We start from the raw sequence: 25,307 nt of genomic DNA on the forward strand, positions 1-25,307 counted from the left end.
CTTGCCAGAGGAGGCTAGGGAAGGATGAATATCATCGAAAGAGTTTTAGCTGAAAGTGCTGGACTAGATTTCGTTTACCCGAAAGATCGTATAGAAATTGAACCAAGTTTTCTCTATCTTTCTGGTGAGAGTGCTTTAAGAGCAATCGATGAATACGAAGAGATAGGTTTTGAAAGAATTCATTTTCCTGAACGAACCATAATCAATGGGCAATTAGTAAAGGAGAAGAGGAATGACCCGAGTCTAACTCGATTTCTTTTAAAAAACCAAATGAAGATCATAAATGTTCCTGAAAAAGCGATAACTTTACATGAACTTTCGTTCCGCAATTCAATCATCGCAGCCGTAGATGATGAGGTCGCGCGATTGGGAGCATATGGAGCGATTTCACTGATCGTTCCTCCAATATCGATGGCAAACTGTCTAGGGACAGGGAAAATGAAGATGACGGTTCCAGAAACAATCTACATTGAGATCAATGGTAGAATAACAAAGAATTCAACCATCATTTTACAATATTTAAAACACTATTTTAATGAGAGTTTAGTGGGTTCTGGAGTGATAATCGGAGGAAACACGATAAAAGGATTAAATGAGAATGAAAAGCACGAACTCATTCAAACTGTTTATGAATTAGGTGGTTCAATCGTAGTCCTATCCATTGGAGGTCCCTATGGTCAAGTTGAAAGTTCAATCAAACTGAAGACACAGGAAATGATCTAGTCAGATTTAATAGGGGAATGGATGAAATAACATATAAAATTCTAATTTTTCTTAACATTCAGTGACAATTAGATACAATAGAGGTAAGGATTGTCTTAAAAAAAGAGAAATTAGAGGTGTCCATCTATGTCTAAAATTGTCATTCTTTCTCCTATTGAGGAAATCATTCCTGTTGCAAAGCAAGCTTGTAAGGAAACGGGAGAAAATGTTTTAATTCGAAAAGTGAATTTCGAAGATGCGGTTCCAATTGCGAAACAATTAAAACAAAAAGGTACAGAAGTGATTATTAGCCGTGGAACATTGGCCTTAAAACTTAGTCAAGCAAATCTGAACCTGCCAGTTGTACAAATTCCAATTACAGGGTATGACCTATTGCGTACCATTATGGAAGCCAGAAAATTTGGTGAAGACATTGGGATTGCTGACACTGAAGAAGTTCTTAATGGTGTAAAATCAATTGAATCTGCACTAGGAATCAGGATAAAAAAATATTCAATTCGTTCAATGGATGAGGTAGATGTTGCTGTTGATAGCTTAGTTAACCAAAGGATAGATGTATTAATTGGGAAAAGTGTCTATATCCAGAATGTACATGACTCAAATGTCAAAACGGTAGTCTTATCATCAGGAGTTGAATCAGTGGTTCAGGCGATCAAGGAAGCGAAAAGTATACTCGAAGTACGGAGAACGGAAGAAAAGCGCACAAAGGAACTCCAAGCGATTTTGGATTTTATTGCAGATGGAGTAATCGCGGTTGATGACAATGGGATCATAACCGTATGTAACCCTTCCGCACACCGAATTTTGAATATTCCGTATAACCGTGTGATTGGAAAACGAATTGATGATATTCTCTTGAACTCGCGAATGAAGAAAGTCATTTCGTCTGGGAAAGAAGAATTAAATCGGATTCAAGATGAAAATGGCGTAAAAATTATCACGAACCGAATTCCAATTATCCATGAAAATCGCGTTATAGGTGCAGTTTGTACGTTCCAGGAATTGCAAAAACTACAACAACAAGAACAAGAAATCCGTAAGAAATTGATGCATCGTGGACACGTCACAAAGTATGAGCTAAACAGCATTGTGGGAGAAAGTCCTGTCTATCAAAAAGCAATTGAAAAAGTAAAAAAGTATTCAAAAGTAGATTCAACTGTTCTATTGACCGGAGAAACTGGAGTGGGGAAAGAGGTTTTTGCTCATTTAATCCATAGTCAGAGCAATCGAGCAGAAGGGCCCTTTGTTGCAGTAAACTGTGCTGCAATTCCAAAAAATTTGCTTGAAAGCGAATTATTTGGCTATGTAGATGGTGCCTTTACAGGGGCGAGAAAAGGGGGAAAAACAGGGCTTTTTGAATTAGCACACCAAGGCACCATTTTTCTTGATGAAATTGGTGAATTGGCAGAGTCAGTTCAAGCCCAGTTATTGCGTGTTCTTCAAGAAGGGGAAGTCATGCGGCTTGGGGATGAACGTGTGATTCCAATCAATATTCGTGTGATAGCAGCTTCCAATCGTGACTTTGAAGAAATGGTCGAAGAAGGGAAATTTCGTGCAGACCTTTATTATCGGTTAAATATTTTAGATATTACAATTCCACCTCTCCGCCAGCGAAAAGAGGACATTCCTCTATTATGTATGCATTTTATTGGGGATTTACATCAAAACATTCAAAAGAAAATCGACGGTTTCGATGAAGAGGCTATGGAAATTCTCAAGAGTTATCATTGGCCAGGGAATATTCGCCAATTACGTAATATTGTTGAACGAGCAATGATCCTTTCACAGAAAGAATGGATCGATAAAGAAACTGTCTTACTAGCGGGCGGCAAGGATTTTTCCCATATTCAGATTAAGCATCAAAACAACCAGAAGGAGCAGACTCATGAGAAAGGAAGACTACATGAATATGAACGGGAGTATATTCTTGAAGTGTTAAACCAAGTGAACGGAAACAAAACCGAAGCCGCAAAAATATTAGGAATTGGCCGGACAACACTATGGCGAAAAATTAATCATCAATAAAGGAGAATGATTATGTCAGCAGAAACTATGGCGCGACCTCCTTTAGATAAAGAAGTTTTATCTAGATTAGAGGAGATTTTTGGAAAAGACCGTGTGCTTACGAATCAAACAGATTTGATTACGTATTCTTATGATGCCTCATTTGAAACACAATTAAATCCGAGAAAGCCTGAAGTCGTGGTCATAGCGCTATCGACTGAGGAAGTTAGTGAGTGTGTAAAATTAGCCAATGAATTTATGGTTCCCATCTATCCACGTGGAGCTGCTACTGGTCAAACCGGTGGTGCGGTTTCTACTAAAGGTGGCATCATGATGGATCTCTCCAAAATGAACCGAATCTTAGACATAGACCATCGTAACATGCAAGTAATCATTGAACCAGGAGTTATCCAGAACGACTTAAATGAAGCGCTGAAACCTTATGGATTAAGGTTCCCGCCTGACCCTGGAAGTGCCAATATGTGTACCGTTGGTGGAATGGTTTCCAATAACTCTAGTGGTCTACGTGCGGTAAAATACGGTGTCACTAGGCATTATGTACTAGGGATGGAAGTCGTGCTACCGACCGGCGAGGTCATTGTAACCGGGGGTGCAAAATCAAAAGCATTAAAATCCGTTTCTGGTTATGACCTTGCGCATTTAATGATCGGCTCTGAAGGTACACTTGGAATTGTTACCCGCTTAAGATTAAAATTATTGCCACTTCCTGTGACAAGAGGCATTGTCCTTTGTTCATTTAAGCAACTAGAAGATGCTGGAGCGGCGGTCAATGCCGTTTTTTCTTCTGGTTTACAACCTTCAGCGATTGAAATCATGGATTTTAACTGTACGAAAGCTGTGAATATGATGAAACCTGAATTGAACTTGCCGATTGATAATGAGGCGATCCTTGTCTTTGAGGTGGATGGTGCCAAGGAAGAGGTTTCATCACAAGTGAACCGGTTGAAGCAAGTGGTTGAAAAATATGCAAGCCACATTCAATTTAGCGATGAGCCAGAGGAATGTGAAAAGCTTTGGCAGGCAAGAAAGCTTGTTGGTGCGGCTGTTGGGTTATTGAAACCAGGCGGATTCCGCGTCTACGGTGGTGAAGATATTTGTGTTCCAATTTCAAGACTTCCGGAAACTTTAAGAGAAATTCATAATATTGCTGATCGTTATGAAATTGTGTGTGGAATCTATGGGCATGTAGGAGATGGAAACTTGCATACAGGGCCTGTGGTTAATAGCAATAATGAAGTAGAAATGGAAAACGTTCAACAAATGATCGATGAGATTCATGATTTAGCGATTAAAATGGAAGGAACTACAACAGCCGAGCATGGTGTTGGTATTGTCCGTGCACAGTATATGGATATTGAACATGGTCCGGCAATGGAAGTTATGCGTGCGATTAAACGAACGTTAGACCCAAACAATATTTTAAACCCAGGGAAAATGGCTCTTCCAAACTAAAAAATAGGAGGTGATTCATTTGAAAACACTAACTCCTGAACAGTCGATGTATACATGTGTACGGTGCGGTGCATGTCGTGGCGTTTGTCCAACATTGAACATTACCGGACGAGAGGCTGATGGCCCTAGAGGTAGGGTGCTGATGGCGCGAAGTTTACTTGAAGGAGAAATCCCGGTAAACCAAGAAATCAAGGAGCAATTAGATCGCTGTTTGTTATGTTCTGCGTGTGTCGATGCCTGCCCAATGGATGTTCAGGTTCCAGATATTGTCATGCTTGCGAAAGAACAAATCGCGGCGGCAACTGAAATGGAATCCTTTCATCCAAAGACTTTGAGATTAGATAATAGTCAAAACGATATGAAAACAACTGCAAAACCGGTTAGAGGGTTAAAAGACTTTTTATTTGATAAAGTAATTGCCGATCAAAAGAATTTAAATAAAGTTGGGAATTTGTTGTGGATGTATCAAAAAAGCGGTTTGCAGAAAGTGACTAGAGCAGTCGGTATCCTCAAATTCTTTCCTGAACAAATGCAACAAATGGAACAAATCATGCCTGAAATACTTCCACCAAAGAAACGGCAGCAGCATCCAGAGTTTACCCCACGTGCCAAAGAACAAACAGAGGCTCGTGGTCGAGTAGCATTCTTCCAAGGGTGCATCATGGATATGATGTTTAGAGAGACGAATGATAATTCCATCAAACTCTTATCAAAAGCAGGTTTTGATGTTGTTACTCCGAAATCCCAAGTTTGTTGTGGAGCATTGCACCATCATAGTGGCAAAACAGACAAAGCAGTTGAATTAGCAAAATCTAATATTGCAGCTTTTGAGAGTGCAAACGTAGATTATATTATAACAAACGCTGGGGGATGCGGGGCAGCGATGACTGAATACGAAGAGCTATTTCGCGATAATCCAGCGTGGTTAGGCCGAGCAAAAAAATTCACTGAGAAAATTTGTGATATTAGTGAAATCATTTATGAAAAAGGGGAATTACCAGAGTTGGTAGGCCGGGGAGAGCGTGTTACTTATCAACCGTCTTGTCATCTTCAATATGTGATGAAAGTGAAAGATGCCCCTGCGAAACTAGTAAAATCCGTAGAAAACGCGGAGTACGTTGACTTACCAGAAAAAAAATATTGTTGTGGTTCAGCTGGAATCTACAACATGCTTCAGCCGGAATTAGCCAACGAAATCTTAGATAGAAAAATGGAAAAAGTAAAAGAAACAGATTCAGCGGTGTTAATTACAGCAAATCCTGGATGTTATTTGCAAATGAAATTGGGCGTACACCGTGAAGGAATGGAGAAAGTAATCGAAACAAAACATATAGTAGATTATCTTGTCGAATCGATTGATCGAGCGGAAAGTAAACGTTAATAACACATGAAAACCCAAAGACAAAAAGTCTTTGGGTTTTTTATGTTAGATTCTTTAAAAGAACACAGTAAAAAGAAAAGTTTGACAATTAAAGGGTGGCTGATTATGATTAAATTGTATACCGTATACATATATTTAAATAATGATTATGATCATAGAAATGGGGAGATCTCGGATGGCGTTAAACTTTCCTGAACCATTATACCAGCAAGCTTATCGAGAGTTAAAGAGGCTCATCGTGACGGGGAAGCTTCAACCAGGTGAAAAAGTGATTATGTCGAAACTAGCGGAGCAATATGAAATAAGCAGAACGCCGCTACGCGAAGCATTGCGACAGCTTCAGACAGAAGGTTTGATTGTTCAAACCCATTCTACAATGAAAATTGTGGAATTAGATAAGAAAGACTTCCTAGATTTATATGAAACACGGACGATATTAGAGAAAGAAATTGTTGGAATGATTGTGCCGCTAGTACCTCCAGAAGACTTCTCTGAGCTCGAAAACCTCCTTAGTAAATCAAAAGAGGCGATGGCAGAGGAAGACCCATATAAAATTTTGGAACTCAACACTTCATTTCATGAGAAATTAATGAATTATTGTCCAAATCTTAGAATGGTTCAATTGTTAAATCATGTTCGGTCACTGTTGTTAATTTACCGCGCTAATATTAATAAAAAAGCGAAAAACAATCTCGAAATCTACAAAGAACATTTGGAGATTCTTAAAGCCATTAAAGCTCGCGATGTCCAACAAGCAAAACAATTAATCGAAGTTCACATGCAAAATGACCAGAAACGCGGGCTAGAAGATTTATAAGGTATAAGCAAACATGTCTTGACGAGTGTTTGCTTTTTTGTTCGTTATTTGAATATACTAAGTTTTTCGAAAATTTAGTTGACTTTCACGCAGTCTCTATTTAGAATTAAAAGTGTATTCTGTATACAGTATACGTAATGAAGATAAACCCAAATAGAAATAGAGAATAGTATAGATGAAATAAAGGAGGTTTTATCAGTGGGTCCTCTGAAAGGAGCGAAAGTTCTAGATGCTTCCCAAATTATGGCCGGCCCTTATTGTACGATGGTTTTAGCAGATTTAGGGGCAGATGTGACAAAAATTGAGAAAATTAAAGGTGGGGATGATTCTCGGCAAATGGGGCCGTTTGTAAACGGCGAGTCTACCTGTTTCTATCAGATTAATCGAAACAAAAAAAGCATTGCTTTGGATTTAAAATCACCCGAAGGGAAAGAAGTATTTTATGAACTGATTAAAGAGGCAGATGTCTTTGTTGAAAATTTTCGTCCTGGTGTCACGCAATCGCTTGGGATCGATTACAAAACTGTTAAAGACATAAATGACGGGATCATTTACTGTTCAATCTCTGGTTATGGGCAAACGGGACCTTACGCACACAAAGGGGGGTTTGATCTCGTAGCTCAAGGGATGACAGGTTTGATGAGCATGACGGGCGAACCTGGAGGCCGCCCACAAAAGTCAGGAATCGCAGTCTATGATATTGGGGCGGGGATAACAGCTGTGTATTCTATTCTTGCTGCTTACATTCATAAGCTCCAGACGGGAGAAGGCCAAATGCTTGACATTTCTTTGGCTGAAGCTGGATTGCCATGGTTTGCTTGGGAAGCTGCTGCCTATTTTGCAAATCAAACGATCCCTGAGCCAACTGGGCATCGCCATCGTGTATCAGCACCATATCAAGCAATTCGTGCAAAGGATTCATTTATGATGATTGGTTGTGCAAATCAACGAACATGGGAAAGGTTTTGTACTTCGGTCCTTGGTATGCCTGAGTGGCTTGAAGATCAAAGATATTTGACCAACTCCTTACGCCAGCAACATGTTGAGGAACTTGAGCGAGAAATAGAAGAGATAACTCAAAACAATGATGCAACGTATTGGCTTACAAAATGTGAACAAGCAGGTGTTCCAGCTGGCCCAATTAACAATTTTGGTGAAGCCATGAATAATGAGCATTATTTAGCACGAGAGATGATTAAAGAAATGGAACACCCTGTGATTGGAAAAATGAAAATGATCGGCACTCCAACGAAATTTTCAAAAACAGAAGTGGAAATTAAAACGCCTGCCCCCCTTCTTGGACAGCACAGCGAAGCTATTCTCCAAGAAATCGGGTATTCGGCTGAAAAAATTGAGAGCTTACTAGAAAAAGAGATTGTTGCGCAATATTCACAAATTATTTCTAAATAAATTCTCGGGAGGATGGCAATGAGTACAACAGATCAAAAACGAGTATATATGAAAGTAGAAAATGGAATTGGAACAATATTTATTAATCGACCTGAAAAGCGAAATGCCTTAACTTATGATATGTGGACGGGTTTAGCAAAGTTGGTTGATGACTGTACAAATAATAAAGAAGTAAAAGTAATCATATTCAGGAGCACAACTGAAAAAGCTTTCTCTGCAGGAGCAGACATTGGAGAATTTAAAACGATGCGCTATACTGCTGAAGGTGCAGAAAAATATAACGATGCAACAATGGTTTTAGAAGAAAAAATTGCAAAATGTCCGAAACCTAGTATTGCGATGATTTCAGGTTTTTGTGTTGGAGGCGGATGTGAAATTGCGGTAGCATGCGATTTTCGCTTTTCAAACGAAACAGGTCGTTTTGGAATTACCCCAGCCAAGCTAGGGCTAATTTATAATACTCCAGGAACAAAGAATTTAGTTGAATTAGTCGGCCCCGCTAATGCAAAGGACATTCTTTTTACTGGGCGAATTATCGATGCAGATGAAGCATTACATATGGGACTGATCAATCGAATCTTCGAGAAAGACGCTTTAGAAGATCAAACCTATGATTTTGCCAACCTGATAAGCCAAAGTGCACAAATGTCTGTAAGAGGATCAAAGAAAATCATAAATAAGGTATTAGAGGGGGAGCTTGAAGACTCCAAAGAGACAGCCGAGATGGTGATTGAATCATTTGTTTCAGAGGATTACCGTGAAGGCGTTACTGCTTTCCTAGAAAAGAGGAAACCTAATTTTAGGTACTCATAAAAACACAAAGTTGTTTCTGAATGAAACACTGATAATAGCATGCTAATTCAACTTGAAACAATAGTAAAACGTGTAGAGTGCCTGTATACGTAATAAATGGGATCTACATTTTTGGCACGATATTTGCATAATTAATATTTAGAAAATTAATAATATTTTAAAAGGAATTCGGATAGGAGGTGGCAAATTAGTTTAATTAATTCAAATAACTGAGAACGCTTACTTAAAAGGGGTTAGGTTAGAACCAGGGATAGGATTAGCCTACTAAAAAGCGGGGGGAAATTATGAAAATTAAAAAGGGTCTATTTTTAACTGTGCTACTTGCGATTGTGTTGGTATTACAAGCTTGTAACTCTTCATCCGACGAAGCTGGAACTTCAGAAAGTAAAGGAAATGCAACGAATTACCCCGAGAGACAAATTGAAGTAGTAGTTGGTTTTGGTGCTGGTGGTGGTAGCGACAACTTTGCTCGTGCGGTTACGAAAGAATTGCAGGACATTTTGGGAGTAAACATTAATGTCGTCAATATGGAAGGAGCTGCAGGAATTCCATCTGCCGATTATGTTGCGAGGAAACCAGCAGATGGTTATACGATTTGGTCAATGACATCAAACCATCCAGTAAATATCGCTTCAGGCGCTGAACCGAATGATATGAGTGTTTTTAAATCAATTGGACGTGTGCAACATGATACGATGACGCTCCAAGTAAAAGCGGATGGGAAATTTAAAGACATTGATGATTTAATTGCCCAAGCGAAGTCTAATCCAGGCAAAATTTCGGTTGGTGGTACTGGTGCAAAAGGATTCGATGAACTAGTACTTGCTCAGTTTGAGGAAGCGACAGGAACAGATTTTAACTATGTTTCGTTTGACGGTTCTGGAGAAATGACAGCTGCCTTACTTGGTGGTCATATCGATGTAATCGCAGAAGAGCCTGGCCCATCAATCGCTCAACTTGAAGAAGGTTCAATCAAAATGTTAATTGCCTTTACAGATACAAAAATGGAAGGTTTTGAAGATGTACCAATTTCAACTGATTTAGGAATTGACGTTCTCGATGGACAAAATCGAGGCTTCATGGTTCATAAAGATACACCCGATGAAATCGTTGAAGTGTTAGAAAAAGCGCTTGAAGAAGCCAAAGACCGTCCTGATTATAAAGAATATGAGAAAGCTAGTTTCTTACATCTACGTAACGGATGGCTGGGTTCAGAAGATTACGATGCAGAGCTTGAAAAGCAAATTGAAACCTACAAAAAAATTCTAGAAGAAAACTGAGCAATATAATGGAAAGGCAGGCTAACCTGCCTTTCCCCATTCTAAACAGGTTGGGGGAAAATCATGTTACTAGAACGGACTATTTCTATAATTATGATAGCCTTTTCTGCTTTATTTTTGGTACAGAGTTTACAGCTTGAAAATCGAACGGGCGGTTTAGTTGGTCCTGGGACATGGCCGGCCGCATTAATGATTTTGATGTTGGTTTTATCAATTGTGTTATTAGTAAAAACATTCTTGAAAAAGGGAGTACAAGTAAAAACAGCTAATGAGGAAGCCGAGGATTTAGCCAATGAAGACGATCAATTAGTTTATCCAAAAAGATTTTTTTATTTATTAGGTGCGCTAATTATTTATACCCTTTTACTAGATTATGTAGGATTTATTGTAGATACATTAGTTTTTATCTTTGTTTTATCTCTTATCTTTGGAGTTAAGCATTGGTCCCGTGGACTTCTAACAGGAATCTTGGCCACTGCTGGTGCGGTTGTTTTGTTCCCAATACTTTTAAATACACCATTTCCAAGAGGAGTAGGTATTTTTAGCACTTTCAGTTTATTATTCTATTAGTCTTCTAACTAAATTCCTTATAAAGAGGTGAACTCAATGATCGAAGGCTTGATAGGGGGATTTGGCAACTTATTTGTCCCATTCAATCTTCTAATCTTAATTGCAGGTATTCTCCTAGGGTTTATTGGAGGAGGAATTCCAGGAATAAGTGGAACAATGCTAGTTATCATTCTATTACCGGTCAGTTATGCAATGGATCCGACAGCAGCTTTCTTATTATTAACATCGATATATGCAACATCGGTATTCTCAGGGAGTATCAGTGCAATTCTGTTCCGAACCCCAGGAACACCTGAGGCGGTAGCGACAGTATTCGACGGTTATCCAATGGCACAAAAAGGAGAAGGAGGCAAAGCGCTCGGTGTTTCCATATTTAGTTCAGCAACAGGTGGTGTCCTTGGGACGATTGTATTAATTTTCTTAACGCCACTTTTAGCTTCCTTTGCCCTTAGCTTTGCAGCGCCAGAATATTTTGCATTAGCACTTATGGGGCTAACGGTTGTTGCTTCCTTGAGTGCAGGGAACCTTGTTAAAGGATTCATTGGTGTTGCATTCGGTCTATTTATTGCAACGATTGGTCTTGATAGCATGACGGGAACACCGCGTTTTACCTTTGGCTCAGGACAATTAATGTCCGGAATTGATTTTATTCCTGTATTAATCGGGTTGTTTGCCATCTCTGAGGTTCTTCGTCAAGTGCAGAAGCGCGCTAGAAAAACTTCAAATCAAAAGGTGAGAACAGAACTTCCTGACTTGGGTTTGATGAAGCGGATTTCCGGTGTTATTGGCCGATCGTCCCTATTAGGTATTTTTATTGGGATCTTACCAGGAATTGGGGCGACAACTGCAGCAATGTTGAGCTATAGTGAAGCTGCCCGCTGGTCAAAAAATCCGAAAGAATTTGGAACTGGAATTCCGGAAGGAGTTGCTGCTCCTGAATCAGCAAATAATGCCGCTGCCATGGGTGCAATGGTTCCATTGCTATCATTGGGGATTCCCGGAAGTGCGACAACGGCGATTTTATTAGGGGCCTTTATTTTACATGGAATTCAACCAGGGCCACTTATGTTCCAAACACAAGGATCATTGGTTTATACAATTTTAATTGGTTTGTTGTTTGCAAATCTCTTAATATTATTGATTGCAAAGCCGTTTATCTCGGTGTTTTCAAAGATTTTACGAGTGCCGTATGCGATTATCGGTCCTTTAATCGTATTGTTTTGTATTATCGGTACTTTCGCTGTACGGAACTCAATTTTCGATGTCGGTGTCATGTTAGTATTTGGCGTTATTGGGTATTTCCTAGAAAATGCTAAGTTCCCACTTGCACCAATTGTTTTGGGGGTCGTTTTAGGTCCAATTGCTGAAAGTCAGTTTGTCCGGAGTATGCAGATGTCAAATAACGATTTAAGTATCTTCTTTACACGGCCAATTAGCTTGGTTTTATTATTACTTGCTTTAATTAGTGTTCTCTATCCGTTAGTGAAAAAGTGGATCAATCATCGAAAAACGAAGCATAAGGGTGACAGTACAATTGCTTCTTAAGTTCTAAATAGTAGGAGTGAAAGCAAATGTTATATGAATTAGAAGGAAAAAAACCAATTGTAGATGATTCGGTATACTTAGCGCCGGGAACTCATCTTATTGGGGATGTTATTTTAAAAAAAGATGTTTCTATTTGGTTTAATGCGGTCCTACGTGCCGAAAATGATTCCATTACGATTGAGGAAGGCAGCAATGTTCAAGAAGGAACAACAATCCATGTGGATGAAGGGTACCCCGTGCATATTGGAAAAAATGTAACGATTGGACATAATTGCATCATACATGGCTGTACGATCGAGGACGGAGCATTAATTGGAATGGGAGCAGTTATTTTAAACGGTGCTCATATTAAAAGCGGGGCAGTGGTTGCTGCAGGAGCGGTGGTCGGTGAGAACAAAGTCATTGAGGAAGGAATGTTAGCAGCAGGGGTACCTGCCAAAACGTTAAAGCCGATTCATGATGATTTAAAGCAGCGCGTCCTAGAGGGAGCTTTTCATTATCAGAGAAATGGTAAGCGTTTTAGAGAAGCAGGGATTATCGCAAAACCTCTCGGTTAACGGAAAAAGGTGATGGTCAATGCAGGAAGCCTGTGAAGAGACCATCATCTTTTTCTTTTGCTTTTCCCCGTTTTAGAATATACTGAATATACATACTTTTCTTAGAATAGGAGGATTCAGATGAATAAGGCCAATCGAGGCGATGTGATTTCGTTAGAAGGAATCGTATGGCAACGAAATGGGAAACATATTTTAAAAAATGTTACATGGGATGTAAACAAAGGAGAACATTGGGCGTTATTAGGATTAAATGGTTCAGGCAAAACATCCATTCTAAAGATGATTACAGGCTATCAATGGCCGAATAATGGACAGGTTTCTGTATTGGGGAATTTGTTTGGGAAAACCAACATACCTGAACTGCGAAAATCGATTGGCTGGGTAAGTTCTTCTTTAGATGACCAATATCAAACCAGACCAAGTGATACTGCACTAGAAGTGGTTTTAAGTGGGAAATTTGCATCTATTGGGTTGTATGAAGATATAACCGAAGAGGATGTCAAAAAGGCGTCTGAGCTATTAGAACGTTTTCGCATTCATCATTTAGCGGACCAGTTGATTTCTTCATTATCACAAGGGGAAAGACGGAGGGCAATGATTGCTCGGGCTTTGATGTCTTCGCCTAAGCTCTTAATCCTTGACGAGCCATGCAATGGACTTGATATATATTCCAAAGAAGAGTTGTTATCGACAATTGAAGAAATGGTCAGTTTACCAGGGGGCCCAACATTGTTATATGTTACTCATCATATTGAAGAAATTGTGCCATCGATTTCACATGCCTTGTTAATTAAGGAAGGAGAAGTAGTAGCAAGTGGTCATAAATCATCTACCTTAACGGAAACTCAATTAGAGCAAACTTTCCGGGTGCCGGTTTCGCTTACTTGGGATAACGAACGTCCTTGGATCCGTATTAAATCGTATGCAGAGAAAAGATAAACCAAAAAGCCTCCTAGTAGTTTTCCTACAATCTAGGAGGCTTTTTATTAACCAGGGTGTCACTTAGTTGCGGTCCCCGCCTAAAATGTCAAACAGTCCTCCAAGACCACCTTCGCCCTTAGAAGTTCCTCCTGTATGAGGAGCAGCTGCGAATACTCTACTCGCCAATCGGCTAAAAGGCAGTGATTGTACCCAAACCGTTCCCGGCCCTCTAAGCGTCGCAAAGAAAAGCCCTTCACCACCGAATAAAGCGGTCTTAACACCACGTACCATTTCGATATCATAATCTACGTCTTGGGTAATCGCGACGAGACAACCAGTATCAATTTTTAAAATTTCACCAGGCTCAAGTGTTTTTTGATAAAGAGTTCCACCCGCATGGACAAATGCCATGCCATCTCCCTCTAGCTTTTGCATAATAAAGCCTTCGCCTCCAAAAAAACCTGTTCCTAGTTTTCGCTGGAAGGCAATCCCAACGGATACTCCTTTAGCAGCAGCTAAGAAGGCATCTTTTTGACAGATAATTTTCCCTCCATGTTCGCTTAAATCTAGTGGGATGATTTTACCTGGATAAGGGGAAGCAAAGGAAACATGTTTTTTTCCGCTACGTTCGTTCGTAAACGTCGTCATAAAGAGACTTTCTCCAGTCAAAACTCGTTTCCCTGCTCCAATGAGTTTTCCCATAAGGCCGCCACCTTGGTTTGAGCCATCACCGAACACTGTTTCCATTCTGATTCCGTCATCCATCATCATCAGACTACCTGCTTCAGCGATAACCGTTTCACCGGGATCCAGTTCCACTTGAACGAATTGCATGTCATCTCCATGTATTTGGTAATCAATTTCATGATTATTCATTTTATCATCCCCAAATGTTTTATGTATTGCTAAATATTAGACGAATAAAATTGGAATAAGTTTCATTTTTTTATAGAAAAGAGGCCTATTAAAAATTTTGTTTTTAACTAAATGTTTTTTAAGTTTCTTTAAATTATGCCCAAAATTTCACTTGAATTTGCTTTTAATCCTACAGCTTTCTTTTAACCACTTGTTTTCCAGAAAATATAGGGATTGAGCGTTTCTGGGTTTGAAGGTAAAATGTCATTGGAAGTTAAAAATTGAGCTTCCTACATAGGAGGAAAAAATGATAACTGCGATGGTTCATGGTATAGTCCTAGCCTTTGGCCTCATTCTGCCTTTGGGAGCACAAAATGTCTTTGTTTTCAACCAGGGAGCATCACATTCTTTGTTTAAAAGGTCGATTCCAGTAATTCTAACTGCGTCTTTATGTGATACATTCCTGATTTTACTTGCTGTCTTGGGGGTTTCGGTTATTGTACTTTCGATTCCTTTTTTTCATACCTTTTTATTAGCAATTGGAGTAATCTTTTTGCTCTACATAGGGTGGACAGTATGGTCTACTAAACCAAGTGATCAAACAGGAAGTTGGGAAGGGGTTTCTGCAAAAAAACAAATTGTTTTTGCTCTGTCTGTTTCATTATTAAATCCACATGCGATTCTTGATACGATCGGCGTTATTGGAACAAGTTCTCTGACTTATTCTGGGCTTGACAAAGTAGTTTTTACTCTCGCTTGTATTATTGTTTCATGGGTCTGGTTTTTTGGTTTAGCTGTAGCAGGAAGAATCGTTGGTCAGTTGGATACAGCAGGGAAGGTTCAGGTACGAATCAACAAATTATCCGCTATAATAATTTGGGCGGTTGCGATCTACCTTGTTCTTGAATTAATTAAGCTGAATTAAACCTTGAATAGAACAAAAATAAGCCCCCAAGATAGGAGGCTTATTTTGCTTTTTCATATATTCATTGGTTCTAGTTGTTTTATGGGCTCGTACGGACTACCCTTTTCCATTCATGGTACGATAAATCTGTGTTTGGAGACTCCCCTGGACAACATTCTCTAGAAAAAACTCCCCAATAAGCTTTAAATATTCTTCGTCATCAAACATTTTTTTATCCTGAAGTTCCATTTCAGCTAATCCTTCATAAGAAGTAAGTAAAGCATATGTATGATCTTGTCCAGAAATAGGGGAAAGAATTTCTACTTTTTGGTCGAAGTGTTCGGATCTAAACTTCTGGAGTTCGCGTAAATTATCAATCGCTTCCTTGAACTTGTCTTGCTTAATCTCAAATGTTTGATAAACCAAAACAGTCATTTTTATAAGCACCCCTAAATTGATTTAAGCCAAACCTTCTTATTAGGTTGTTTAATAAAACAGAAATTATACCATCTAAATTAGGAGAAAAGAGCAATTACGCCTTGATAACCAAAATAAACGCCGAAACCAATCAGGGAAACACCTGATAAAATTGAGATAACAATAATGCTTTTAAAATTTAAATACCGGCGCAAGCCAGTGGTTAATGCGGCGACTAATAGATCCCAAATGGCCAAGCCAAGAAAAATCATGCTGCTATAGATAAGTAAATGACTAGTTCCATATGTGGTCGCTGTTTTCGCTAATACCGAACCGTAAATCCCTAGCCAAAACAAAATCGATAAAGGGCTAGTAATCGACATAATAAATCCAGTAAAAAAACATCTCAATAAAGAATCTTTTTTACGATCCTGATCAAAGGAAAATTTATTTGCTCCTATTATACTTTCAACTCCAGAATAAATTAAAACAAAGCCCCCAAAAAGCCACAAGAAAATTTGAATAATCGGGATGTCCAAAAAGTTCACGAGTCCAAAATATATTAACACCATAAATATCCCATCGGCGATCATCGACCCTGTTCCGACAATCCACGCATGCCAAAATCCATTCTTAATCCCTTTATCCAAACGTGCAGAATTAACAGGACCTATAGGTGCAGCTAAAGTAATCCCTAGTACAATGTAACTAGCCAATAAACTAATATTCAACAAAACCAACTCCCAATACTTGTCTCTAAATCCTATGAATAAGCATTTATATTTAATACACTTGTCCATAAAATCTTGGGATGAAAGGTCGGATTAATATAAAGGAATAATTTCACGTTTTAGCGTCCATTTTTCAGAAGTATAAGGTATTTGCCTTAACAGCCTGTACAAAGCTTACATAAGATACAGTAGTGAAAGGAGGGAATAAGGTATGGGTTACTACAATGATGATGTAGCTGGCCTTTTTACAGGCAATAAAAGAAGTCGTGGAAATGTGGCAGGTGAAAATACAGGCCGTCGTAAAAAACGCACAACAGGAGATGTAGCGGGTGAATTTACTGGACGCCGCCGCAATCGTAGAACAGATGATGTAGCAGGAACTTCTAGAGGCCATAAGCGCTCAACTGGTGATGTACAAGGGACTTTTGATGATAACTTCAGAGTACCTGTAAGAATTAAAAACGCTTTTATTGACAGCGAGGATTTTTGCCGTGCGGTTCGCCGTTGCTTGATTAACGATTTAGTTGCTGCTGAACAAGATGATGACGATCGTAAAAAGCGTCGTAAAAGAAGATAACAACTAGTGTCTAAACAACCTGAAGGAAATATTTCCTTCAGGTTGTTTTCGTTTAATTCGTGAGATATTTTATCTGTTCAAACCAATCGAGGAAATGGGAATGTAAGTGTTTTCATATTGACATTTTTTATATAAGGTGGTAAATTTTAATTAGCCAATTGAACGATTAGACATGCAAATTAGCTTGTTCTTTTGAATAAGTTGAGTGATGATAGTAATACTAAACGTTGTAAATGGCTAATTTCAACAACGGCTATATGCATAGCCACATTTAGGAGGATTTTTTTTAATGAAAAACGGTAAAGTTAAATGGTTCAACGCAGAAAAAGGTTTCGGATTCATTGAAACTGAAGACGGAAATGACGTTTTCGTTCATTACTCTGCTATCCAAACTGAAGGATTCAAAACCTTAGATGAAGGTCAGGAAGTATCATTTGAAGTAGTTGAAGGTGCTCGTGGACCTCAAGCTTCTAATGTTGTTAAATTATAATTCACGTTATCTATCAAAATAAAAATTCAGCCTAGCCATTTTCATTGGCTAGGCTTTCCTATTTTCATAATCCTTATCATTATTCGTTTGGAACAAGGATTCTCACTGCTTGCATATTTCCGTTCACCCAAGAAACCATCTGGTCATCATCGTTTTGAGTAGAAAAGCTGCTTTGTGATCTAGAAACAGGGTGCCAATGGGAAGGCAAACGAAGCTTCCCTCTTTTTGCATATGATTTTCTAGTATGGGCTACTTCTTTGGATGTTTCTAAGCTCCGAAGTTTGTACTCACCGGCTTTAATTCCTTCAACAATTTCCCGAACTTCCTGACATGGATCACACGTTATAAGTTCTTCATCTCTTTTTAGATGTGTATCAACATCAAGGGTGTAGTGGCCTGTATCCTTTTTATTCGTAGTGATAGGAGCCGAGCTTGTTAAAGGTTCTTCATTGCGTTTGGAATTCCTAGGTCCAAACATGAGATTGTCGAAAAAATGATTCCTTACCGTTTGATGACTGCTAATAGTGTCTGTTTTCATATCTTCGGAGCTAGTTACCGATCGATGAGTATCTTGAGGATTTTGCTTTAAAAAATGGTCAAGTCCCCTCATTTCAGCGGTTTCAACAGCTTTTTTAAGATCCTCTTTGGAATATTGACGGTTCAAAACCAAAACCTCCTTTAAATTTGTGTATGTGCATACTTAGAAACTAAACTTCTCGTATTTATGACATCCATCTATACTACTAGACTATTGCTCATATCCACAATCCGTATTAGGCTAGTGCGTAATTTTCTGGAAAATGGACGAATGTTCTAGAGGACAGGACCCCTTTTACATACGATTTAATAAAAGGAAGGGGGAGAATGATGACAATCCCTGTATATCGTTTGTCTATCAAGCCTGAGGATCTTTTCGAGCTGAAACGTGATGTGTGGATTGATGAACCTGTGTCAGCGCAGTTATCAATAAATAAGAGGAAGTTTAACATTGATATCGCGTACCGAGGCTCCCATATTAGAGAGTTCGTGAAAAAATCATATCATATTCAATTCGTTCACCCATCAGTATATAAAGGAGCAAAAGAAGTTCACTTGAATGCAGAATACAAAGATCCTTCACTCATTCGAAATAAGCTATCGCTTGATTTTTTTTCAGATATTGGATGTTTGTCACCGCAATCCCAGCATGTGTTCCTAATCTTAAATGGAGAGGCACATGGTGTCTATTTAGAACTTGAATCTGTTGACGAACACTTCTTAGCTAGAAGAAAAATTTCCTCTGGTAGTATTTATTATGCGATTAATGGCAATGGGAACTTTTCGTTATTAAGTGGTATAACCAAAGGAGTAAAAAATTCACTAGTATCAGGGTACCAAAAGAAATTTGCTACCTACCAGGATGATCGCATGCTAGAAGAAATGATCTTCAAAATAAATACCATGACAGCACTAGAATTCGAGAAAGGTATTGTGAAAATTGTCGATGTTGATAAGTATTTGCGTTGGTTAGCTGGTGTTGTGTTAACTCAAAACTACGATGGCTTTGTTCATAACTACGCTTTATATCGAAATCGAAAGACGGGGCGGTTTGAAATCATTCCTTGGGATTATGATGCAACTTGGGGAAGGGATGTAAACGGGAAGTTACTAGCTCATGACTATGTTCCGATTGAAGGGTTTAACACATTAACGGCTAGAATATTAAATATTGCTTCGTTTCGTAAACAGTATCAATTACTGCTTAGTAGGTTGCTAGAATTTCAGTATACTGTCGAACACTTGCAACCAAGAGTCGAAAAGTTAACCAACGGGATAAAACCTTTTATTGAAAAGGACCCTTATAAAAAAAGCGAACTTGCTCAATTTGATCGAGAACCAGATGTCATTTACAATTTTATTTCCAATAGAAGCAAGTTTATTAAAAATCAATTATATAAACTCGATTAAAGGCTGTATCCGTAGAGTTTGTTGTTAAGATCTTAAAGCCGATTTTAACGAGAAATAAGCCTTTCTCTGCGTTAATAGTTAGTTTGTAAGCTCTTTTCTCACCTTGAAACGACCTTTAGAATGGATAATAGAAAAGCTAAAACATTCTATATTTCCTTTAAAAAGCAACAATCTTGGAGAAAAGAGCCTAATTCAAAGATTGTGTATCACGGAACCTTTGGTACCCCTTTTTTACTGAAAAAGCCACACTAGAATAAGGAAAGTTGAGAAGCAATAAGGACTTTCTGATATAATAGATTAAGAACAAGTGTTTGTTTAGGGAGAGGTTTCCTTAATTTGTGGACATCGACTAGAATACTTGTCTGCTATAATAATAACCATGTATTGATTTTTTAGAGGGGTGAAAGATTTGAAATTTATTCATACTGCAGATTGGCATTTAGGTAAGTTGGTTCATGGCATTTACATGACTGATGAACAGCGATACTTGCTTAATCAATTTTTAGAAGTCGTCGCTGAAGAAAAACCTGATGCTGTCGTAATTGCCGGGGACTTGTATGATCGTTCAGTTCCCCCTACAAACGCGGTTGAGCTATTAGATGAAATCTTATTTAAAATCAACGTTGAATTAAACACACCAGTCGTAGCGATTGCCGGAAACCATGACAGTGCAGAGCGGCTTTCATTTGGGAGTTCTTGGTACCGTCACAGTCATTTTTACTTAACCGGGAAATTAGCAACTGGTCTTCAGCCTGTCCGATTAAATGGAGTTAATTTCCATTTAGTTCCATACACTGAACCTGGACAAGTCCGGCAACTATTTGACGACTCTAGCATTCACTCCCATCAAGATGCAATGAAAAGGATAATTGGGAAAATTGAAGAGAACCTCAATCCGAATGAACCAAATGTGTTTGTTGGACATGCATTCGTCCTTGGGGGTTCAACTTGTGAATCAGAACGAACTTTGTCGGTTGGGGGATCTGGATGTGTGACATCAGACTTATTTGCACCATTTTCCTATACAGCTCTCGGACATCTTCATAGTCCAGATGCAATTCGTCACGATACTATTAAATATTCAGGTTCTTTAATGAAATACTCATTTTCAGAGGCGACTCAACGTAAAGCAATCAGCATTATTGAAATCGATGAAAAAGGCAGTTTTACACATAGAGAACGCTCACTAACCCCAAAACAAGATATGCGTGAAGTGAGCGGCTTTTTAGAAGAACTACTCGACCCGCAATTTTACGAAAAACAAAAACAAGATGATTACTTAAAGGTAACTTTGCTTGATGAGGGTTCACTTATCGACCCGATTGGGAAACTTCGTCAGATTTATCCAAATGTCCTTCATTTAGAGCGTAAAATTGAAACTGTTGATCAGAAGAAGTTGCGTCAATTTTCTAGTATACGTGAAGAGAAAAAGTCAGAGCTTGATCTTTTTGAACAATTTTACACAGAAATGACAACATCTGAGTTTGGCACTGAAAAGAGAGAGGCAATGGCAAGCATCATTAACAACGTCCTGAAAGAGGAGGGACAAAAATGAAACCTTTAAAATTAACACTGCAAGCTTTTGGACCATATGCAGGAAAAGAAGTAATTGATTTCACTAAATTAGAAAACCGAACGATGTTTGTTGTCTCAGGAAAAACGGGCTCAGGGAAAACGACGATTTTTGACGGCATAAGCTACGCCATTTACGGGAAAGCAAGTGGAGAAGATCGAAGCGGACCAGATTTACGCAGTCAGTTTGCCAAGGATGAGCTATTAACCGAGGTTAGTCTTGATTTTTCATTGCGACAAAAATCGTATCGTATTACTCGTTCACCTCAACAAGAAAAAAAGAAAGAGCGTGGGGACGGATATACGACTGTTGGGGCCAAAGCAGAATTATACCAACTTGAAGAAGATGGGACAATAAAATTATTAGCAGCCAATGTTCGTGATGTGGATGAAAAAATTAAAGAAATTATGATAATAGATAGCAATCAATTCCGCCAAATCTTAATGATTCCCCAAGGAGAATTTAGGAAGCTGCTTACATCAGACAGTAAGGAAAAAGAAGTCATCCTCCAGCGTCTGTTCCATACCGAGATGTATAAAAAGATTGAAGAAAAACTAAAAGAAGAGGCAACAGAGTTAAAGAAGCACGTTCAATCTCAGACAGATGAACGGAGTGCGATCTTAAAAAGAGCTCATGCTTTTGAAAATGAAGCATTAAAGGAATACTTGGATGCAGGTAGTGATCATGATGCCATTCTCATTCCTCTCATACAGGATGAAATCGTGGTGATGCAACAGAAGTTAATGACACTTAAAGAAGCACAAACCGAAAAGCAAAAAGAACGTGATTTGCTGCAACAAAAACTTTTTGAAGCAGAAACGATCTTGAAACAATTAAATACATTAGCAGCTCTTCACGAGAAGAAACAGAAACTAGAAAGACAAATACCGACCTTTGAAGAGAAAGAGAAGGAAGCACAGCTTGCAAAAAAAGCGGCATTTCTTGAGAGCCAAGAAGCTTTATGCCATCGTCTAAAAAAGGATGTGGACCAACTTACTGTTTTTATCGAAGAAAGCACTAAGAAAATCAAACATCATTCAGAACTATTAGAGCAGGCTGAACGAGAACTAACCAAGCAAAACGCTCGGGAAGATGAACGAAAACAAACTGTTGATGCAGTAAATAAATTAGACCACATAAAAGAAGATGTTAAAGCATTTGCAGGCTTAAAATTAGAAACAGAAACCATTCTTCAAACTCTCTCGACTACAAAAAAGAAGAATGAACAATTTGAAGCCGAGGGACAGAATATCGAATTGAAGGTAAACAATTTAAAAAAGGAAAAAGAGACCATCGACCAGGCTCAACTTAGCTTCATTGAAGGAGAACGGAAATTAGAAAAGCTTGAGTTCCATTTGGACAAGCTTCTGAAATATGAAAACCAGCAAAAGCAAAAAGATCAAGCAATCCTTAAGTACGAGCAACGAAAACAAGAATATGAAAACGCAGAAGCTAGGTTCTTAGATACCAAAGAGTTACTTAAAGAAATCGAACAAACATGGCTCCACTCCCAGGCTGCGATTATAGCAAGCACATTAACTGATGAGAAAGCATGTCCTGTTTGTGGCTCTGAGCATCACCCAAGTCCAGCAATAGCCGAAAATGGATTTGTACCTACGGAGCAAGACTTAAATGCAGCAAGAGAACAAGTGGGACAGGTAGAAAAGGAAAAAGCAAAGCTGGAAAAAGTATTTTTGGAATCAGAAATGGCATTAAATACGATTATCCAAAATAGCAAAGAGTTACAACTTGAACTGTCTCAAAAGATACCAGATTTTGATCCTTATCAGGTTCAACACTATATCTCTAATCTGGAAGCAGAACAAGCGAAATTAATTCTTGAACAAAAACAAATATCAAAAAAAATAGATCGTCTTGCCTTTGTAAGGCAAGAGCTAGAAGAGTTAGAGAAAAATAAGGTGAAAGTTCAAGAAAACATAAAATTATTAGGAAATAAGCTTCAGCAATTAACCATCGCTTACACAGAAAAAAAGACTAACTTGTCGCGGATGACCGAAACCATTCCGGAAGAATTACGTTCATGGCAAGCATTTGAACAACAATACAAGTTGGCTTTAAAGCGGCAGGAGCAATTAATTCTTGAGCTAGAATCAGCACAAAAAAGTTATCAAGAAGCAAAAGACGTACTAGATAAGGAAAAAACTCGGTTAGAAGAAGGCGAGAAACGACTGAACGAAACAAAGGAAAAATTGACAGAGGAACGCGAAATATTTAAAACAAATATGATTAAGCAAGGATTTGAAATTTATCAGCAGTATCACAATGCGAAGCGACCTGAAAATGTCATCGAACGCCTCGAGACTGAAACACGTCAATTCCGTGAAGAACTGCGTTCTGTTTCAGATCGCCTAGAAGAAACTTCAGAGGTATTAAAAGATGTGCAGCGACCTGATGTGGAACTTTTACGAGAAAGTCTAGCAGATCTTGACCAAGTGATTGGCAAAGTGAGCGAAGACTATCAAAACCTCTATCTCAAAAAACATGAAAATGAACAAATAGTAGACTCTGTTCAAAAAATCAATGAATGCATTAAAACATTGGAAAAGCGTTACAATCTGATAGGGCACCTTTATGAAATATCCAAAGGACAAAATACGTATCGAATTACGTTTGAACGTTTTGTATTGGCAGCATTTTTAGATGATATTTTAGCAGAAGCAAACGTTCGGTTAGGCAAAATGACAAGTGGTCGCTACCGTCTCCACCGGAAGACTGACCGTTCCAAAGGGAATGTCCAAAGTGGTCTTGAATTGCTAGTATTTGATCAGTATACGGGGCAGGAACGGCATGTTAAAACACTCTCCGGTGGGGAAAGCTTTAAAGCGGCTCTGTCATTAGCACTTGGATTAGCAGATGTTGTCCAAAACTATGCTGGGGGAGTCTCATTAGAGACAATGTTCATAGACGAGGGATTTGGTACCCTTGATCCAGAATCCTTAGACCAAGCGATTGAGGCCCTGATTGAAATTCAAAGTAGCGGACGCCTAGTAGGAATTATTTCCCATGTCCCGGAATTGAAAGAACGTATCGATGCTAGATTAGAAGTAATTGCAACCCAAGTTGGAAGCAAAACCGAGTTTCATTTCTCTGTTTAATGACGGAAAGAAGTATGTGCAATAATGATTTAGATGAGGGAATAAAACCGTTGTTTTATGCCTTTTTTATTTTGCTTTGAGCAAAAAATAGCTTAATTTAATATGGCAAACATCGGTAAATGGTACAATAGGAAATGATGTTTGGTATCTAGGAATTGGGAGTTGTTGGCTTATATAAAGGGTTGTCGTAAAATCCTAAAGCCGATTTTACCGCGAAGTTAGCCTTTCTCCGCGTTACTACTTAGGAAGAACTTTGGAATGGGATCATAGCTAAATCACTCGATATTTCCTTGATAATGCAACAATCTTTTAGATAAAAGCCTAAACAAAAGAAGGAAATTTGCTTCGTAGCGCAGAGAAGAGGTCAATTTTCACCTACAAGGAGGGACAGTTATCAGTGAAAACCATCGGTATTGATGCTGGGGGATCATTAATCAAAGTTGCTTTTGAAGAACAAGGTTGTTTCCATTTTAAAAAATATCCGATCTCAAAAGTAGATGAGATCGCAGAGTGGCTAGCCCTAATTGTACAAAATCGAAGTGTAAGGTTAACTGGAGGCAAGGCTGAATATTTGCGCAAAAACTACTTTCCAAACGGAAAAGTTGTGCCTGAGTTTGACGCTGCTTGTGAGGGCGCCGTTTTTCTCATGAAAAAAACGAGAATGAATGTTCCGAAAAAATTATTACTTGTGAACATTGGGACTGGAACTTCATGGTATTTAATTGAGGACTCCAATCATAAACGAGTTCTAGGTAGTGGGATAGGGGGCGGAACGTTTCTCGGACTAGGTAGTTTACTTGCTGGAAAAGATGATTATTCACAACTAGTGTCATTAGCGAAAGAAGGAAAACGAGCAAAAATTGATTTATTGGTTAAAGATCTCTATTACCCAGATCTGCCACCGATCGAGGGTGAGTTAACAGCTAGTAATTTCGCGAAGGTTAAGCAAACCAATTCTTCCGTGGCCGATACTATCGCAGCACTAATAAATATGATGACCGAAACCATTATTTTGCTTAGTATGCAAACTGCAGAGATTCATCAAGTGACGGATATCTTGTTTATTGGGAGCACCTTAATTGAAAATTCTCTTTTTCAGGAAGGGTTAAGAAGTTTTACGATGTCGGTCGGGTTGAATCCTATCTTTTTGCTAAATGGTGAATATAGCGGGGCAGTTGGTGCTTTGATATTGTCATAAACGTT

At 38.6% G+C, this 25,307-nt stretch carries 23 protein-coding genes; 19 read left to right on the forward strand and 4 right to left on the reverse strand.

Annotation, left to right across the window (positions count from 1 at the left end; translation table 11 throughout):
• Positions 1-24: 24 nt before the first annotated feature.
• The 12 genes from M3182_RS09485 (at position 25) to M3182_RS09540 (ending at position 13,512) form a co-directional block, all read left to right on the forward strand.
• The gene (locus tag M3182_RS09485; protein WP_251557838.1) at positions 25-723 is read left to right on the forward strand and encodes a 3-isopropylmalate dehydratase large subunit; all 699 of its coding nucleotides are present in this window, start codon (positions 25-27) and stop codon (positions 721-723) included.
• Between the two features lie 126 nt (positions 724-849).
• Positions 850-2,748 carry a sigma 54-interacting transcriptional regulator gene (locus tag M3182_RS09490; RefSeq protein ID WP_251557840.1) on the forward strand — a complete coding sequence of 633 codons (1,899 nt, stop codon included), beginning with the start codon at positions 850-852 and terminating at the stop codon, positions 2,746-2,748.
• Between the two features lie 12 nt (positions 2,749-2,760).
• On the forward strand, positions 2,761-4,200 hold the full coding sequence (locus M3182_RS09495; RefSeq protein ID WP_251557842.1) for an FAD-binding oxidoreductase: 1,440 nt from the start codon (positions 2,761-2,763) through the stop codon (positions 4,198-4,200).
• Positions 4,201-4,219: 19 nt separating this feature from the next.
• Entirely contained in the window at positions 4,220-5,581 is a 1,362-nt protein-coding gene (locus M3182_RS09500; protein WP_285867583.1) for a (Fe-S)-binding protein, read from the forward strand.
• A gap of 175 nt (positions 5,582-5,756) precedes the next feature.
• Positions 5,757-6,398, forward strand: a complete 642-nt coding sequence (locus M3182_RS09505; RefSeq protein WP_251432615.1) for a GntR family transcriptional regulator — start codon at positions 5,757-5,759, stop codon at positions 6,396-6,398.
• A gap of 198 nt (positions 6,399-6,596) precedes the next feature.
• Positions 6,597-7,808 (forward strand): CaiB/BaiF CoA transferase family protein, encoded by a 1,212-nt coding sequence (locus tag M3182_RS09510; RefSeq protein ID WP_251432613.1) that lies wholly within the window; start codon positions 6,597-6,599, stop codon positions 7,806-7,808.
• An 18-nt stretch (positions 7,809-7,826) separates the two neighbouring features.
• Positions 7,827-8,621 carry an enoyl-CoA hydratase-related protein gene (locus tag M3182_RS09515; protein ID WP_251557845.1) on the forward strand — a complete coding sequence of 265 codons (795 nt, stop codon included), beginning with the start codon at positions 7,827-7,829 and terminating at the stop codon, positions 8,619-8,621.
• Between the two features lie 284 nt (positions 8,622-8,905).
• Positions 8,906-9,901 carry a tripartite tricarboxylate transporter substrate binding protein gene (locus M3182_RS09520; RefSeq protein WP_251432608.1) on the forward strand — a complete coding sequence of 332 codons (996 nt, stop codon included), beginning with the start codon at positions 8,906-8,908 and terminating at the stop codon, positions 9,899-9,901.
• A gap of 63 nt (positions 9,902-9,964) precedes the next feature.
• Positions 9,965-10,471, forward strand: a complete 507-nt coding sequence (locus M3182_RS09525) for a tripartite tricarboxylate transporter TctB family protein (protein ID WP_251432605.1) — start codon at positions 9,965-9,967, stop codon at positions 10,469-10,471.
• 36 nt (positions 10,472-10,507) lie between these two features.
• Positions 10,508-12,016, forward strand: a complete 1,509-nt coding sequence (locus M3182_RS09530) for a tripartite tricarboxylate transporter permease (protein WP_251432602.1) — start codon at positions 10,508-10,510, stop codon at positions 12,014-12,016.
• A gap of 26 nt (positions 12,017-12,042) precedes the next feature.
• Positions 12,043-12,573 carry a gamma carbonic anhydrase family protein gene (locus tag M3182_RS09535; RefSeq protein WP_251557847.1) on the forward strand — a complete coding sequence of 177 codons (531 nt, stop codon included), beginning with the start codon at positions 12,043-12,045 and terminating at the stop codon, positions 12,571-12,573.
• Between the two features lie 120 nt (positions 12,574-12,693).
• A complete protein-coding gene (locus M3182_RS09540; RefSeq protein WP_251557849.1) occupies positions 12,694-13,512 on the forward strand; it encodes an ABC transporter ATP-binding protein in 819 nt (272 codons plus the stop codon).
• A gap of 63 nt (positions 13,513-13,575) precedes the next feature.
• Here the strand turns inward: M3182_RS09540 and M3182_RS09545 are convergent, their stop codons facing one another.
• The gene (locus tag M3182_RS09545) at positions 13,576-14,370 is read right to left on the reverse strand and encodes a TIGR00266 family protein (protein ID WP_251432594.1); all 795 of its coding nucleotides are present in this window, start codon (positions 14,368-14,370) and stop codon (positions 13,576-13,578) included.
• Between the two features lie 286 nt (positions 14,371-14,656).
• Between M3182_RS09545 and M3182_RS09550 the strand changes: the two genes are divergently transcribed.
• Positions 14,657-15,274, forward strand: coding sequence for a LysE/ArgO family amino acid transporter (locus M3182_RS09550; RefSeq protein WP_251432592.1), 618 nt, complete (start codon positions 14,657-14,659; stop codon positions 15,272-15,274).
• A 96-nt stretch (positions 15,275-15,370) separates the two neighbouring features.
• On the opposite strand, the gene M3182_RS09555 is transcribed toward M3182_RS09550, so the two are convergent.
• Both M3182_RS09555 and M3182_RS09560 read right to left on the reverse strand, forming a co-directional pair.
• Positions 15,371-15,688: a hypothetical protein gene (locus M3182_RS09555; protein ID WP_251432590.1), complete on the reverse strand. Its 318-nt coding sequence runs from the start codon at positions 15,686-15,688 to the stop codon at positions 15,371-15,373.
• Positions 15,689-15,768: 80 nt separating this feature from the next.
• Positions 15,769-16,401 carry a LysE family transporter gene (locus tag M3182_RS09560; RefSeq protein ID WP_251432587.1) on the reverse strand — a complete coding sequence of 211 codons (633 nt, stop codon included), beginning with the start codon at positions 16,399-16,401 and terminating at the stop codon, positions 15,769-15,771.
• Positions 16,402-16,612: 211 nt separating this feature from the next.
• Between M3182_RS09560 and M3182_RS09565 the strand changes: the two genes are divergently transcribed.
• Positions 16,613-16,978 (forward strand): hypothetical protein, encoded by a 366-nt coding sequence (locus tag M3182_RS09565; RefSeq protein WP_251557851.1) that lies wholly within the window; start codon positions 16,613-16,615, stop codon positions 16,976-16,978.
• A gap of 289 nt (positions 16,979-17,267) precedes the next feature.
• The gene (locus tag M3182_RS09570; protein WP_251557853.1) at positions 17,268-17,468 is read left to right on the forward strand and encodes a cold-shock protein; all 201 of its coding nucleotides are present in this window, start codon (positions 17,268-17,270) and stop codon (positions 17,466-17,468) included.
• A 79-nt stretch (positions 17,469-17,547) separates the two neighbouring features.
• Here M3182_RS09570 and M3182_RS09575 read toward each other — a convergent pair whose 3' ends face one another.
• Complete coding sequence (locus tag M3182_RS09575) at positions 17,548-18,132, reverse strand: CotG/ExsB N-terminal domain-containing protein (protein ID WP_251557854.1); 585 nt, start codon at positions 18,130-18,132, stop codon at positions 17,548-17,550.
• A gap of 203 nt (positions 18,133-18,335) precedes the next feature.
• Between M3182_RS09575 and M3182_RS09580 the strand changes: the two genes are divergently transcribed.
• The 4 genes from M3182_RS09580 to coaW all read left to right on the forward strand — a co-directional run bounded on the left by M3182_RS09580 (position 18,336) and on the right by coaW (position 25,302).
• Complete coding sequence (locus M3182_RS09580; RefSeq protein WP_251557856.1) at positions 18,336-19,415, forward strand: CotH kinase family protein; 1,080 nt, start codon at positions 18,336-18,338, stop codon at positions 19,413-19,415.
• A gap of 409 nt (positions 19,416-19,824) precedes the next feature.
• Positions 19,825-20,970 (forward strand): exonuclease SbcCD subunit D, encoded by a 1,146-nt coding sequence (locus M3182_RS09585; RefSeq protein ID WP_251432575.1) that lies wholly within the window; start codon positions 19,825-19,827, stop codon positions 20,968-20,970.
• A complete protein-coding gene (locus tag M3182_RS09590; protein ID WP_251557858.1) occupies positions 20,967-24,104 on the forward strand; it encodes an AAA family ATPase in 3,138 nt (1,045 codons plus the stop codon). The genes M3182_RS09585 and M3182_RS09590 overlap by 4 nt, the downstream gene beginning before the upstream one ends.
• Before the next feature lie 397 nt (positions 24,105-24,501).
• Positions 24,502-25,302, forward strand: coding sequence for a type II pantothenate kinase (coaW, locus tag M3182_RS09595; protein WP_251432571.1), 801 nt, complete (start codon positions 24,502-24,504; stop codon positions 25,300-25,302).
• Positions 25,303-25,307 lie beyond the last annotated feature (5 nt).

Origin of the sequence: Mesobacillus maritimus (assembly GCF_023715205.1) — a bacterium.
GTDB lineage: Bacteria > Bacillota > Bacilli > Bacillales > Cytobacillaceae > Mesobacillus_B > Mesobacillus_B maritimus_C.

Coding starts and splice junctions, on each gene's coding strand:
- M3182_RS09485 (WP_251557838.1), top strand. CDS start 25: ATGAATATCATCGAAAGAGTTTTAGCTGAAAGTGCTGGACTAGATTTC.
- M3182_RS09490 (WP_251557840.1), top strand. CDS start 850: ATGTCTAAAATTGTCATTCTTTCTCCTATTGAGGAAATCATTCCTGTT.
- M3182_RS09495 (WP_251557842.1), top strand. CDS start 2,761: ATGTCAGCAGAAACTATGGCGCGACCTCCTTTAGATAAAGAAGTTTTA.
- M3182_RS09505 (WP_251432615.1), top strand. CDS start 5,757: ATGGCGTTAAACTTTCCTGAACCATTATACCAGCAAGCTTATCGAGAG.
- M3182_RS09515 (WP_251557845.1), top strand. CDS start 7,827: ATGAGTACAACAGATCAAAAACGAGTATATATGAAAGTAGAAAATGGA.
- M3182_RS09520 (WP_251432608.1), top strand. CDS start 8,906: ATGAAAATTAAAAAGGGTCTATTTTTAACTGTGCTACTTGCGATTGTG.
- M3182_RS09525 (WP_251432605.1), top strand. CDS start 9,965: ATGTTACTAGAACGGACTATTTCTATAATTATGATAGCCTTTTCTGCT.
- M3182_RS09530 (WP_251432602.1), top strand. CDS start 10,508: ATGATCGAAGGCTTGATAGGGGGATTTGGCAACTTATTTGTCCCATTC.
- M3182_RS09535 (WP_251557847.1), top strand. CDS start 12,043: ATGTTATATGAATTAGAAGGAAAAAAACCAATTGTAGATGATTCGGTA.
- M3182_RS09540 (WP_251557849.1), top strand. CDS start 12,694: ATGAATAAGGCCAATCGAGGCGATGTGATTTCGTTAGAAGGAATCGTA.
- M3182_RS09545 (WP_251432594.1), bottom strand. CDS start 14,370: ATGAATAATCATGAAATTGATTACCAAATACATGGAGATGACATGCAA.
- M3182_RS09550 (WP_251432592.1), top strand. CDS start 14,657: ATGATAACTGCGATGGTTCATGGTATAGTCCTAGCCTTTGGCCTCATT.
- M3182_RS09555 (WP_251432590.1), bottom strand. CDS start 15,688: ATGACTGTTTTGGTTTATCAAACATTTGAGATTAAGCAAGACAAGTTC.
- M3182_RS09565 (WP_251557851.1), top strand. CDS start 16,613: ATGGGTTACTACAATGATGATGTAGCTGGCCTTTTTACAGGCAATAAA.
- M3182_RS09570 (WP_251557853.1), top strand. CDS start 17,268: ATGAAAAACGGTAAAGTTAAATGGTTCAACGCAGAAAAAGGTTTCGGA.
- M3182_RS09580 (WP_251557856.1), top strand. CDS start 18,336: ATGACAATCCCTGTATATCGTTTGTCTATCAAGCCTGAGGATCTTTTC.
- M3182_RS09590 (WP_251557858.1), top strand. CDS start 20,967: ATGAAACCTTTAAAATTAACACTGCAAGCTTTTGGACCATATGCAGGA.